This is a genomic window from Stenotrophomonas sp. STK17_22, from assembly GCF_051983905.1.
Taxonomy (GTDB): domain Bacteria; phylum Pseudomonadota; class Gammaproteobacteria; order Xanthomonadales; family Xanthomonadaceae; genus Stenotrophomonas; species Stenotrophomonas maltophilia_A.
Map to the genome: position 1 here is coordinate 2,585,929 of NZ_CP197010.1, position 13,455 is coordinate 2,599,383.

A 13,455-nucleotide genomic window follows, 5' to 3' on the forward strand; every position below is an offset into this window, starting at 1 on the left:
CAATGAATGGTGGCATCAGAAGGCCCGGCGGCGGCGGTTCGATCCGGCGGTCGAGCCCCGATGCATTCGTGACGGCTTAGAATATCTGGTTTGCGGATATATTAGAACTGGCTGCAGGTTGTCTCGCTCGGCTTGCCCGGCCATCGTTGCGCACACACACTACCCATCTTGAGAAGTGCCTCAAGCGCTGAGATGTAACCGTTGCCTAAAGGTAGGACGGACTTCCGTCTCATTGGCCGCCTGCATCGTACCAGTAGGCTCACGCACCAGTAGGCTCACGCTGTAAGTCACTTGCGATGGCCGTCCTTGTTCGGACGCTCTTTTCTGCTGTCCCGGTCGCTAGGTAGACAGTAAGCTATTGGCGATTCCTTGCAGGACGGGTATGGACAATTTGCGCCGAGCTATCTTTTGGGGACGTAGTGTGGGGACGTAGTGAGGCTTGGGGCCGTCCCGTGCTGGTGATTTCTAAAGGCAGCCACCCGACGCGAGGGTCTTGGGTCTTGGTCCGCCCTTTATGAATAGAGGTAGGAATGACTGACCATCTCGCGCTTGAGGGGCCGGCATTACGCACGTTCTTCCGTCTGGCGGAAGAGTGGTCCCTTTCGACGTGCGAGGGGTCCAACCTGCTCGGGATCCCAGATGAATCCCTGCTTGAGCGTTGGTGTCAGGGTGCAATTGACCAAGTTGACTGCGAGGTTCTGGTGCGCATTTCATTGCTGCTGGGAATCTACCGAGCGCTGCACACTGTTTTCAGTGATCGGAACCAAGCTAACGGGTGGCTCCGCCGAGTGCAGGTGACCGGAAAGTTCCAGAGCACGTCTGCCTTGGCGCACATGCTAAAGGAGGGTTTTCCAGGGTTGCAGCGCGTGCATGCCCACCTTATGGCGCTTTTGGATTAATGGCCTGTGCCGGCCCTTGCGGCGTACAAGTAGACTCACGGAAGCCCCGGCATTGCTCGATCCCTCGCCCCGAAAAACCCGCGTCATCATCCGGGTGCTATCGCCGGCCCCGCCGCTCCCTCCTCCTCCTGCTCGGTGTTTTGCGCCGTTTCCCGTGAGGCACGCCGCCATGGAGAAGGTTCTTTGTGCACCATTCCTCCACCGGCATATTGCTGGCTAGAAGGCGCACAATTGAGCGCAGCATGAGTGAGAATGAAATCGAAGGGTCCCGTAGCATAGCTTGCCAGTACCCGGCGGCAGCAAGTGCAGAGAGGCCCAGAACCAGGGTGGATGCGGTGAACCAGCTTCCGCTTATCCTGCCTGCCTCTGGTTGGGCCCGTCCTGCTAAAGATGCAACTGACAGAATGATGGTGGCTTGTAGGAGCATCGCGAATATCGTTGAGGGAATTCTTGCGCGATGGCGCGCAGCAGCAACAAGAGATGTGGCTGAAGAGAACAAGGACAGTGCCAAGCCAACAAGCAGTACCACTGGCCCGCTAACCTCATTCCATCCCGTCCAAGTAATTGCGACTACAAGGACGGCCACTAACGCGAACATTAGGCTGCTGGCGGAAAACACCGAATTATGGCGCGTCCCCTTCTTCGATGTAGTCCAGGCTTGATCCACGATCACCGCGCCAATCCACGCCATGGCCATGCTGCAAACTGTGACTGTGGTTGGAATCCACATCATTCCTTCATGTGGTTTCGGCGCGTACGGCTGCATCGCCAGCATGCCCCACAGAGCGCCGACAACAAAGGTGACAACCGGCACGCCGGCAAGCAATTTTTTGTACATGGGTGCCCCCGGTCATCCATCGGAACCCGGTCTGTCCATCACGACGGCTCGGATGTCTTCCGCACTTTGAATGGACAGTCGGTATCCAAAGCGTGGAATGGTGTGAATCAACTTTTGCTTGTAAGGACCATCAATGGCACTGCGAAGACTGGATATATGTGATCGAAGTAGGTCATGGTCCGGCGGTTGGTGACCCCACACTGCACGCTCAAGCTGCTCTCTGGATGCCACCCCTGGACTCTCACGCATCAGCACCTCCAGCAACTTGCGTGACGCCGGGTAGAGCTGAAGTCGGTCTCCGGCACGAAACACCTCCAGAGTGGTCAGATCAAGGGTCAGATCGGCTACCGCAAGCCGACGCATGCCCACCCTGCCACGCGACCGTGCCACCAACGCTTCCAAGCGAACTTCAAGCTCCAGTAGCTCAAAGGGCTTGGTGAGGTAGTCGTCGGTTCCTGTTCTAAACGCATCGACCTTGTCGGCAAGGTCAGCTTTGGACGCAAGCATGACAATGGGCACCGACGCGTTATGCTCTCTTCGTAACCTGCGCACGACATCCAGGCCGCTTATCCGCGGCAGGTCCCATTCAATCACCACGACGTCATAGCTGTTGGATACAGCAAGATGCAGGCCTGTCACTCCATCCAGCGCAACGTCCACGCTGTGATGCTTGGCTTCAATTTCGCGCAGGACGGTCCGAACGAAGCTTCGATCATTGTCAATCAGTAGTATGTTCACGGTCAGGCCGCTCGGAATCCGAGCAGCCGAAGCGCGTTGATCACAACCAGGAGCGTCGTCCCCTCATGCACTGCCACGGCAGGACCAATTCCCAGCCCCATGACCGTAGCGGGCACTAGCAAGGCCACCACGCCGAGGCTCACATAAAGATTCTGGCGAATAACGCGCTTGGTCCGTCGGCTCAGGGCCACAGAAAAAGCGACCTGCCGTAGATCCTCTGACATAAGCGCGACATCCGCCGTTTCCAAGGCGACATCGGAGGAGGCTGCGCCCATCGCGATACCTACGTTGGCGCTGGCCATGGCGGGCGCGTCGTTGACTCCATCGCCGACCATAGCAATCCTCTGACTCGCCTTTATCTCGCGTATGGCGGATACCTTGTCATCTGGCATGAGATTGCCCCAGGCCTCATCCACGCCAACGTCGCTGCCTACTGATTGCGCGACCAACTGGTGGTCACCGGAGATCATGATCATCCGGCTCACACCCAAACCGCGCAACTTTTGGAGCGCTTCGCGTGCCTCGGCGCGTGGGGTGTCCATCAAGCCGATGATGCCCAGATCTCGATCGCCCAGACGCACCGCCATCGTCGTCCGTCCGCGACTGCGCAGCGCTTCGATGCCTTCTTTGGCGGCTGCCCCCAATAACGGAACTCCGTCTGCCCCGAACATCTCCGCCTTCCCGATCCAGGCCGGTCGCCCCCCCACCTCTGCGCGCACGCCTCGCCCGGCGAGATTCTCGAACCCACTTGCCATAAGCGTGACCTGTCCGGAGAGGCGCGCCTTGCCGTCGACAACGATGGCGCCCGCCAACGGATGGTCACTCAGTGCCTCCACTGCGACGGCCACCTCAAGCAGTTCCTGCTCGCTCACGCCCTCTGCCGTGACGACATCGGTCACGCGTGGCTTGCCTGCAGTGAGGGTGCCGGTCTTATCGAAGGCGATCGCCGTTACCATGCCGAGCTCCTCGAGCGGCGCACCGCCCTTGATCAGCACGCCACTGCGTGCGGCGCGGGCGATGCCTGCGAGAACAGCGCTGGGTGTGGCAATGGCCAATGCGCAAGGACTGGCGGCGACCAGCACGGCCATGGACCGGTAGAAGCTGTCCCGGAATGGCTCATCGATCACTACCCATGAGAAGAGCAGCACGCCGGCAAGGGCCAGAACGCAGGGAACGAAGATGCGTTCAAACCTGTCGGTCAGGCGTTGAGTAGGTGATTTTCGTGTCTCGGCCTCGCTGACCATCTTTACCACGCGTGCGAGCGCAGACTCGGTTGAGCGTCGGCTGACTTCCACCTCGAGGGCACCGGAGCCGTTGATGGTTCCGGCAAACACCCTCGACGCGATATCCACTGCGTCGGGGCTGCGCCTCGCGACTTCGGCGTCGGCTACGGCATGCTTGTCCACAGGGATGCTCTCACCCGTGACCGGTGCCTGATTGACGTTGCTCGTGCCCTTGATCACGAAGCCATCAGCGGGCAAACGGTCATTTGCTCTGACGAGAACGACGTCACCGGGTTCGAGCGCGGTGACCGGTACTTCCACAGGGCCACCCTCCTTCACCACCAAGGCGGTTTCCGGTGCAAGCTTGGCGAGGGCTTCGATGGCGCGCTTGGCGCGCCCCATCGCGTAGTTCTCCAGCGAATGACCCAGGCTGAAGAGGAACAGCAGCAGCGCGCCCTCTGCCCACGCCCCAAGCGTAGCGGCACCCGCTGCCGCCACCAACATAAGCGTATCGATTTCGAAACGCTTCTGCTGGAGGTTCTCAATAGCTTCGCGCAGGGTGAACCATCCGCCGAACACGTACGCCAGCATGTACATCGACTTGGGCAGCCACACGATCCCGAACGCAGCCGACCTTTCAATGATGAAGCCGGTCACGAGCAGTAGCCCGCAGCCCAAGGCAAACATCAGCTCTGTATTGGCGCCAAACAGGCCGCCATGGGAATGGGCGCCCCCTTTGTTAGGGGATGCGCCACCTTCACTTTCTTGGCTCATCTTGATACTCCAATTGTGGCCTGATCATTGAAGGCTCCGGCGCAGTAAATACTGCGCCGGAGCCACCTTCAGTTGATCAGTCGCTTTCGCCCTTTCCTGCGGCAGCTGTGCCTCGCTTTGCGATGCGACCCGCAAAGGTGGGAAGCACCAGCAACGTCAGGATGGTTGCGGTGAGCAAGCCACCAATAACCACGGTAGCGAGCGGCTTCTGGACCTCTGCACCCGAACCGCTGGCGATGGCCATAGGAATGAAACCGACAATGGCCACCAGTGCAGTGGTGAGCACGGCGCGGATACGACTCGCTGCGCCGTTGAGAGACGCCACCAGCGGCGCATCGCCCGCATCAAGGCGTTCGCGGATGGCCTGCATCAATACCAGGCCGTTCAGGGTTGCAACGCCAGAAACTGCAATGAACCCTACGGCGGCAGACACCGAGAACGGCATCCCCCTCAGTAGCAGTGCCAGGATGCCACCCACCAGCGCCAGCGGAACGCAGCTGAACACTAGAATGGCTTCCTTGGCGCTGCGGAGCGCCATGAACAGCAGTGCACCAATCAGCAGGAACACAACCGGAACCACTGCCGCCAGTCGCTTCTCCGCCCTCTGGAGGTTCTCGAACTGCCCACCCCAGGTGAGATAGGAGCCTGCTGGCAGCTTCACATCCGCTACTGCGGCCTGTGCTTCGCCAACAAATCCGCCCAGGTCGCGCCCACGCACGTTGGCCTGCACCACGACACGACGGCTGCCGTTGTTGCGGCTGATCTGGTTGGGTCCTTCGCTGATAGTGATCCTTGCGACGGACGAAAGCGGAATCACTGCCCCTGAGGGGGTGGCGACAGGCAGTGAGCTGAGCTGGTCCGGATCATTGCGCGCTGCGTCGTCTAGTCGCACGACAACGTCGAATCGGCGATCGCCCTCGAAGATCTTGCCTGCCGCGGTACCACCAATTCCGGTGGACAGGGCCTCGCTCACATCCCCAGCGGTCAATCCGTACTGCGCTGCTGCCAGATGGTCGATCTTGACGTTGAGAGTGGGCAGGCCGGAGATCTGCTCAACCCGAACGTCCGCAGCGCCTTGCACACCTCGCAGCTTCAGTGCCACTTGGTCTGCAACCTTCTGCAGCTCGCCGAAGTCGTCGCCGTAGATCATCACCGCAAGATCGGTGCGCACGCCGGAGATCAGCTCGTTGAAGCGCAGTTCGATCGGCTGGCTGAACTCAAAGGTGTTGCCCAGCTGCTTCGACGCGAGGGACTCGAATCGAGCGACCAGTTCATCCTTGGGAAGCTTCGGATCTGGCCACGCGCTTCTCGGTTTCAGCACGATCACGCTGTCGGAGATATTGGTGGGCATCGGATCGATGGCCGCCTCCGCCGTACCGGTCCGCGAGAACACTGTCTCCACTTCCGGTTGCTTGGCGATCTCCTTCTCCAGTCCCAACTGCATTGCCAGTGACTGCTCCAGCGAAGTAGATGGTACGCGTAGCGCCTGCATAGCCACGTTGCCCTCGTCCAGCGTGGGCATAAACTCGCGCCCCAGCATCATGAAGGAAGTCACGCCAACCGCCAGCGTAAGAATCGCGCCCCCCAATACCACGCGCGGCATGGCGACGGCGCGCTCGATCACGGGCTCGATCCGGGTGCGCAACACCTTGATGAGCTTGGTCTCATGCTCGCCGTGATGGAGCTCCTCGCCCGACTTCATCTTTGGCTCGCGTACCCACAGGGCGGTCAATGCCGGGACCAGGGTGAAGGAGAAAATGAACGCACCCATCAGCGCCAGCATGAAGGTGGCGGCCATGGGCTGGAAGGTTTTTCCTTCGACGCCTTCCAAGGTCATGATTGGCAGGAAGACCAGCAGGATGATCAACTGGCCGAAAGCCGCAGGCCGTGCCATCTTCTTGGCTGATTCCGTGGCGACCTTCATTCGTTCCATCGCCGTCAACGGCCTGCCCAGTTCCGCGCGGCGTTGACCCAGCATCAGTAGCGTTGATTCAATGACAATGACCGCACCGTCGACCAGAATGCCGAAGTCCAGCGCGCCTAGGCTCATCAGGTTGCCACTGATCCCGAACCGGTTCATGCCGATCACGGCAAACAGGAAGGACAGCGGGATCACGAGCGCCGTGATGGTTGCCGCTCGCAGGTTGCCCAGCAGCAGGAACAGCACCACCACGACCAGCAGTGCGCCTTCGGTCAGGTTCTTGGCGACGGTCTTAATGGTGGAATTGACGAGCTGGCTGCGGTCGAGCACCGGAACGGCGAAAATGTTTGGCGGAAGCGATTTGTTCACCTCTACCAGCCGGTCCGCCGCAGACTGCGCCACGGTGCGGCTGTTGCCTCCGGCGATCATCAGCGCCGTACCTAGCACGGCCTCATGTCCGTTGCGACTTGCGGCGCCCAGGCGCGGCGCGCGGCTCAGCTCGACCTTGGCAACGTCGGCGACACGGATAACCACCCCATCCTTGGTCGCCACTGGGGACTGTGCGAGGTCGCTGGTCGTCAGTGCGAGGCCATCTGCACGCACTACGAGGCCCTCACCGGCACGTTGCACAAAGCCTGCACCTGCTTGCACGTTGGACCGCTCTAGTGCCTGGACCAGGTCGGACAACCCGAGCCCATACGCAGCCAGGCGTGCGCTGTCCGGATGGACGCCGTACTCCTTTACATAGCCGCCCACTGTATCGACGCCGGCTAGGCCCGGGCTGGAGCGCATCTGAGGGGCGATGATCCAGTCCTGCACGGTGCGCAGGTAGGTGGCGCGCTCCTGTGCGGTTGTAAGTCGGTTGCCCTCAGGGGTGAGGTAGACCTCTCCCTCCTGCCAGCCGGCTTGGCCCTTCGGTGCGAGGTTGTTTGGGTCGTAGTCGGTGAAGTCCACCGTCCACATCAGAACTTCGCCCAGGCCGGTGGTCACCGGCGAAAGGACCGGGGACACGCCTTCCGGCAAGTCCTCGGCCGCTTCGCGCATGCGCTCGGCCACCTGTTGGCGTGCGAAATAGATATCGGTCTGGTCGGTAAAGATCGCCGTGACCTGGGAGAAACCATTTCGCGATAGCGAGCGGGTAGTGTTCAGCCCGGGAATGCCGGCCAATGCGGTCTCAAGCGGATATGTCACTTGACGCTCAATCTGCTCAGGCGTCAGCGCCGGCGCGATCGAATTGATCTGTACCTGTCTGTTGGTAATGTCCGGTACCGCGTCAATGGGCAGTTTGCTCAGCTGGAACAGGCCCCAGCTGGCCACCATTGCGGCGAGGAACACCACCAACCAGCGGAAACGAACCGCTGATTCAATGATGATATTGAACATGTGTGGATTCCTTAGTGGCCGTGCTCGGCTTCACCCTTGGCCAGTTCGGCCTTGAGCAGGAAAGCATTGATACCGACGATGCGCTCGTCGCCCTTGAGGCCGTTTACGATCTCGACGTTGCCGCCAGCACGGCGCCCGATCATGACCGGGGTCGCTTTGAATCCTTCGGCCGTTTCGACGAACACCACATTGGCCCCGTCTACCGTCTGCACGGCATCGGCCGGAACACTCAGCGAGCCGGCGTCGCCGTCGGCCACTACCAGCGCTGAGATCGGCGAGCCTGCAGGTGGCAATGCCGCTGTGAGCGGCTTCGCACGGATGATCGTGGTGCCGCCCTGCTGGCGGATATCCGCAGCCACGCCCGTAACTTCAGCCTGGAACGATCCCGCAGGTGCAGTCACTTCAAGCTTCATTCCAGCAGCAACCTGTGAGGCCAACGCGGGAGGTGCGGTAAAGACCAGCTCGTTCATGTCGGGGTTGGAGACGTCAGCCACCACACTGCCCGCCGACACCACCCCGCCCGGTGTGACTTGCACGTTGCCAACGATCCCCGAAACCGGGCTGGAGATGCTCACCCGCCCTGAGCTGTCAGGCGAGCCATTTGCGGCGGCCTGGGCGCGTGCAGCTGCAGCCGCTGCTTCCGCGGCGATCGAGCGTGCGCGCGATGTTTCCATTTCCTGGCGCGCAACGACACCCTGATCGACCAGTGCCTTGTCGCGGCCATACACCAGCCGCGCCACCTCGGCCTCGGCACCTGCGGAGACCGCGGCCGCGCGGAATGTGGCGGCATCACCGCTCACCACGACAGCAAGTGTCTGATTGGCCTTCACGTGAGAACCCGGTGCAACCAGGACACGCTCAACGCGACCGGTTACTGTCGCCGCGACCGATGAACGCGCGCCAATGGAGGGCTCGACACGTCCGGCTATGCGTGTGGAAGCGCCGCCTCCCCGCCCTACGGCGATCACACCCACGCCGGACGCCTTGATCTGGTCAGCAGTTAGCTGGACCACCCCTTCCGGAGCCTCTTCTTCTGCGTGTGCCCCAGGCTCCTCGCCGGCATGGTCATCAGCCTGCTTGGCGCCGTCCTTGCCTTCACCTTCTCCTTGAGCTTCCTTATGGTCATGGCCATCATCTTTTGCCGATGCGTCCTTTTCGGTCGCGGGCGCTTCGCTGGCTCCCTTGCAGCCGGTCAATCCACCGGTGATGGCCAAGGCGGACAGCAGTAGGGCGCCAACGAGAATGGGGTTACGGGGCTTGTTCATTTCTGCTCCAGAAAGGGGGCGCGTCCTTCGAGACGGGCGAGGTCAATTTCGGCGGCTACGCGCGCGAGCCTTGCATCGACGGCAGAGGCGCGCGCGGCGATCAAGCTCGAGCGGGTACTGCGCAGCTCCAACTGGGAGATGCGGCCGGCTTCAAAACCGATTCGAGCGAGTCGGTAGGCCTCCTCACCAGCCGTGACGCTATCGTCGGCGGCCCGCGTCCGACTGTTAGATGCCTTTAGCGAGGCAATCGCCGAAAGCCGGTTCGCTTCACTTTCCCTCTTCTGCAGCTCCAGCCGCGCATCGGCCGCAGTTTGCTCAGCGTATGCCGCCCGAATTCCGCCTCTGTTCCTATCGAAGAGCGGGATGGAGAGACTTATCCCGACGTTGTAGGCGCGCTCTCCAGCCTGACGGAAGCGCGTTTGCGCCACGGTGGCGCTCAGATCGGGGAGCGCGCGCTTTCGTTCTACGTCCACCAACCGGCTCGCCGTTGCAGCTTCGGCCTCGGCGATCTGAACCGCTAATGCTGCGCGGGCATCACCTGTCGGCAGAGGGGGCGCGCGATCCAGCAGGCTTTGGCTGATCGAGTTCACAGGCGCATCCAGCTGCGCTGCACCGGCCAACCGAGCAAGGGCTGCGTCGCGGTAAGCCAATGCCTCGTCCAGCGCCGCCTTCGCATTGGACACTTCACTTTGAGCCTGAACGGCACGGAGCTGAGGCTCCCGCCCTTGCTGGACCATGGCGCTGGTCGCGTCGGCATCTTCCTGGATCAGCTGAAGTGCCTCATTGGCCAAGTCATACCGTCGAAGTGCGCTTTCGGCCTGCGCATAGGTCGTTGCGAGCAGCGCGGCCACTTCGCTCCGGCTCAGTTCGCTACGCAACCCTGCGGCCCGCGCTTCGCTCTGTGCTGCACGCACACGGGCACCTCGCTGGCCGAATAGCTCCAGCGGCTGAGAGAGGGTGATGATTGAATCGGAATTGCTGGTTCCGCGATAGGCACCGGTGCCTTGCGCGTTCTCCAGGTCGTAGGAAAGCGTCGGATTCTTGAGCGCACGAGCCTGTTGAACACGGGCATTGGCGGCTTCAGACAATGCCACGCCTTGAATGGTGCCTGACAGCTGATCAAGACGACCCAGTAGGTCGTCATAAGAGGGCGAAGCTTGCGCTGCCGCAGGTCCCGCCGACGCGAGCGCCAGCAGGACAGCCACGAACAGCCCGGCCGCTTGGAGCGGCCGACGTGTGGAGGTCGACATTTAGAGATTTCCAGAGGTGAAAAGAAACGAGATCCCGCGTTACACGGGTCAAGCTCTGATCAGCCCTGGGGTGGCCTCGTCAGCCCATCGAGAACAACGGCGTAGGCGCCGATGTCGGAAGAAGCGTTCCATACCGACCCGGCCAATGGCTGGGGTGTATTCACCGCTTCCAGTGGCAGACTGGCGCTGGAATGGTGGCAGTGGCCGTGGCTGCAACCCGCCGCTAGGACTTCATGGCCCAACTTCCCGTCGCGGTCATCTGGAACGTCCTGAGGGGCGCTTGCCGTCGAATGAGGTTCTACTGCGCAGGCAAATGCATCGGAAACAGGCACGACCACCAGCGCCGCAATTAGCAGCATCAGGAGGCAGAGCCCAATTTTCCGGGAGATTTGGCGCATCTGGGAAGACTATCAACGACTTGAGCATGGATACAATAACAATCGAAGCCAGGGAACTGCGGCGGCGCTCCGTTCACTTTCTGGACAGCTACGACCCCGCAGCCAGCGCAGGTGGGATCCGGCCACGCGGCTTACATGAGTGCGATCGCGCCCCAGGCCAGTGCCGAACTGGCGAGCGTCATCAACACAGCGGCCGAACCCATGTCCTTTGCCCGTCCAGCTAGCTCGTGGTGTTCCGATCCATATCTTTCAATGATGGCCTCAATAGCAGAGTTGAGCAATTCTGCCGCCAGTACCATCAGCAATGAGCCCAGCAACAGTACAAGCTCGACCGGAGTTTCGGCTAACCAGAAAGATAGCGGAGCAAGTAGCAGTGTCAGAACAGCTTCAAGCCGAAACGAGGACTCGTGCAGCCATGCTGCGCGAATTCCCAGCATTGACCATCGGAACGCCTTCAGCACGCCCAGCGGCCCGCGGGGCCGGTGACCATAGGTGTCAGCCATGTATGTTTCCTTTTCTGTCGTATTTTCTGAACGTCAAACTCAGCGCCCTCAGCTTGCGATCCTAACGAGCGACCTCTCGCATCGTCCGAACAGATTCAGTGCTTCGTCCCTTGAGCGGCTCTGCACCTCCATGAGTCCGAGCACCGAATGAAATAGGTTGTCGTGACTCAAGGGCATACTTGCCTGTTCCCGGAGGCAGGACGGGGCAATCCCACGCGCCTTCTGCAGGCCCTCCGACAGCCACACAACCATAGGCACTTTGACCTGGGTAGCCGGTGCGATCGCATACGGAAGTCCGTGGAGGTATAGATTTCCTTCACCGAGGGACTCGCCATGATCTGACAGGTAGATCATGGCAGTGTCGTGCGACGAGTCCGCCGCGAGCATGTCGACGGTTTTTGCGAGGAAGTCATCAGTTGCGACAATTGCGTTGTCGTATGCATTGACGATCTCCTCTCGAGTGCATTTACCAAGATCAGCGCTGCGACAGTCCGGCGTAAATGTCCTGAACTCCTCGCCGTAGCGCTTGAAGTACGCAGGGCCGTGATTTCCCATTTGGTGCAGAACAACGACGACATCCCCCGGGTTATCGTCTATGGCGTCATGCAACCCACTAAGCATCACCTCGTCACGACACGCCTGATCCGTACAGAGAGGGTGCTGTGGTGGTTCTCTGTAGGACTCAAATGCAAGGTCCTTGCAGACACCCTTGCAACCAGATTGATTATCGCGCCACAGTGTCTTGACCCCCGCGCGCTCCAATACATGCAGCAGAGACTCGGAGTTCCTGATCTTACCCCGGTCGTAAGCACGCCTTCCATAAATGGAGAACATGCACGGCACTGATACCTCGGTATTGGATCCACACGCAGTCACGTCGTCGTAGTTCACCACATTGCGCCTGGCCAGCTGGGGTGTCGTCTGCCGGGCATATCCGCTCAATCCCCAGTTCTGCGCGCGGACGGTCTCCCCTACCACGATCACCAGAAGATGAGGCTTGGAGCCGGCCGGATGCGGCCCGAGACGGGCATCCTCAGCCACTTTGGCAAGTGGCCCGCGCGAGCCTCGGCGATCTTGCTGAAGTACACGGATGCTTGATGCGATGAAGTTTTCCGGGGTGATCAGGTATCGCGCCGACTTGTTGTTGCGCATGAGTGAGGACAGATCATCGAACTGTGACATGGCCGCACCGCCGGCAACCAAAGCCGCGGCGATGGCCAGCAGCAGACGCTTGCAAATCAATCGCAGCGTGCTGACCTCTGGACGAATGCGAATCCAAAGCAGTGCAAGCAGTGGCGGCGCGCTCTTCAAAAGCAGGGTGCCCATCATGCCCAGCGTCATTAACTCCGCAGCTTCAACCGTGTCCGTCTTGAACACGTTGCGCAGCATGCTGGCGTCAAAGACGATGCCGTAGCTGTCAGAGTGGTAAGCCGCTGCCGCAGACGCGGGAACCAGTAGAAATAGAAAGGGCTTCAGCGTCCAGCGCCAACCGATCAGCGTCAGCAACAGCACGTGAAGGCCGGTGACGAAGATCAGGGCCGCGCACAGTACAAGTGCCTGCGCCAAGCCTTCCAGGTTAGTGGCGTCGATAACGAATCGAGCGAACGCATTGTTGAACACCGCCGTGAAGTAGAGCGACGACGTGAGAATCAGAGCTGTTTGACCGACTTCTGGACGGTTGCGCCACCGCAAGACACCGGTCATACGTATCCCCGCAGCAGCCCGACTGCATGCGTACCGAAACGTGAAGAATCCCCAGGTGCGATGAGCGCCCGAGTCAGGAAGATGGACATGGATGTACCCGAGATGTCAGGTGGCGTATCAAGGAAGTGGGGCGCGCACGGCGATCCGCAAAATGCGGGATCCGATCTGCCAGCAATGCGAATTCGCTGTGCCGCTCCCTCTGCACAGAACAAAAGCAGCGGCTCAGTCGCTCAATTTGAGAGGGAGACCGGCTCTAACACTCTCTGGGAGGGCGAATCAAGCCGTCGCGCCGCTCCGAAGGAAGATTGCGGGTAGCCGCAACTACCAACGGGCCAGCCACCGTTGCGACGTCGTCCACCGTCAGCGGGATGGGCGCTTGGAACACGCCTCCGTGGTGGCAGTGTCCATGCGCGGCAACCCGGTCCTTCCCCTGATTGGCTGGTGACGAATTTTCCTGCGAGGCAGTCAGGTCCACCTGATCTGTGCACATTGAGGCTTCAACCGACGGCACGACCAAGAGCACTGCTAGAAGCAGTGCAACCAAGAGCCGCATGATCGG

The 13,455-nt window shown here is 60.7% G+C and carries 9 protein-coding genes; 1 reads left to right on the forward strand and 8 read right to left on the reverse strand.

Annotation, left to right across the window (positions count from 1 at the left end; translation table 11 throughout):
• Positions 1-530 precede the first annotated feature (530 nt).
• A complete protein-coding gene (locus ACSYS9_RS12075; protein WP_021201852.1) occupies positions 531-899 on the forward strand; it encodes a hypothetical protein in 369 nt (122 codons plus the stop codon).
• Positions 900-996: 97 nt separating this feature from the next.
• Here ACSYS9_RS12075 and ACSYS9_RS12080 read toward each other — a convergent pair whose 3' ends face one another.
• The 8 genes from ACSYS9_RS12080 to ACSYS9_RS12115 form a co-directional block, all read right to left on the reverse strand.
• On the reverse strand, positions 997-1,737 hold the full coding sequence (locus ACSYS9_RS12080; protein WP_143048137.1) for a hypothetical protein: 741 nt from the start codon (positions 1,735-1,737) through the stop codon (positions 997-999).
• Between the two features lie 12 nt (positions 1,738-1,749).
• Complete coding sequence (locus ACSYS9_RS12085) at positions 1,750-2,475, reverse strand: response regulator transcription factor (RefSeq protein ID WP_021201853.1); 726 nt, start codon at positions 2,473-2,475, stop codon at positions 1,750-1,752.
• Between the two features lie 2 nt (positions 2,476-2,477).
• Positions 2,478-4,472 carry a heavy metal translocating P-type ATPase gene (locus ACSYS9_RS12090; protein ID WP_080241903.1) on the reverse strand — a complete coding sequence of 665 codons (1,995 nt, stop codon included), beginning with the start codon at positions 4,470-4,472 and terminating at the stop codon, positions 2,478-2,480.
• 76 nt (positions 4,473-4,548) lie between these two features.
• Complete coding sequence (locus ACSYS9_RS12095; RefSeq protein WP_021201855.1) at positions 4,549-7,776, reverse strand: efflux RND transporter permease subunit; 3,228 nt, start codon at positions 7,774-7,776, stop codon at positions 4,549-4,551.
• Positions 7,777-7,787: 11 nt separating this feature from the next.
• On the reverse strand, positions 7,788-9,041 hold the full coding sequence (locus ACSYS9_RS12100; protein ID WP_021201856.1) for an efflux RND transporter periplasmic adaptor subunit: 1,254 nt from the start codon (positions 9,039-9,041) through the stop codon (positions 7,788-7,790).
• A complete protein-coding gene (locus tag ACSYS9_RS12105; protein ID WP_021201857.1) occupies positions 9,038-10,291 on the reverse strand; it encodes a TolC family protein in 1,254 nt (417 codons plus the stop codon). Before ACSYS9_RS12105 ends, ACSYS9_RS12100 begins: the two co-directional genes overlap by 4 nt.
• A gap of 529 nt (positions 10,292-10,820) precedes the next feature.
• Positions 10,821-11,192, reverse strand: coding sequence for a diacylglycerol kinase (locus ACSYS9_RS12110; RefSeq protein ID WP_021201858.1), 372 nt, complete (start codon positions 11,190-11,192; stop codon positions 10,821-10,823).
• A 48-nt stretch (positions 11,193-11,240) separates the two neighbouring features.
• Positions 11,241-12,896 (reverse strand): phosphoethanolamine transferase, encoded by a 1,656-nt coding sequence (locus tag ACSYS9_RS12115; RefSeq protein ID WP_021201859.1) that lies wholly within the window; start codon positions 12,894-12,896, stop codon positions 11,241-11,243.
• Between the last annotated feature and the right edge of the window lie 559 nt (positions 12,897-13,455).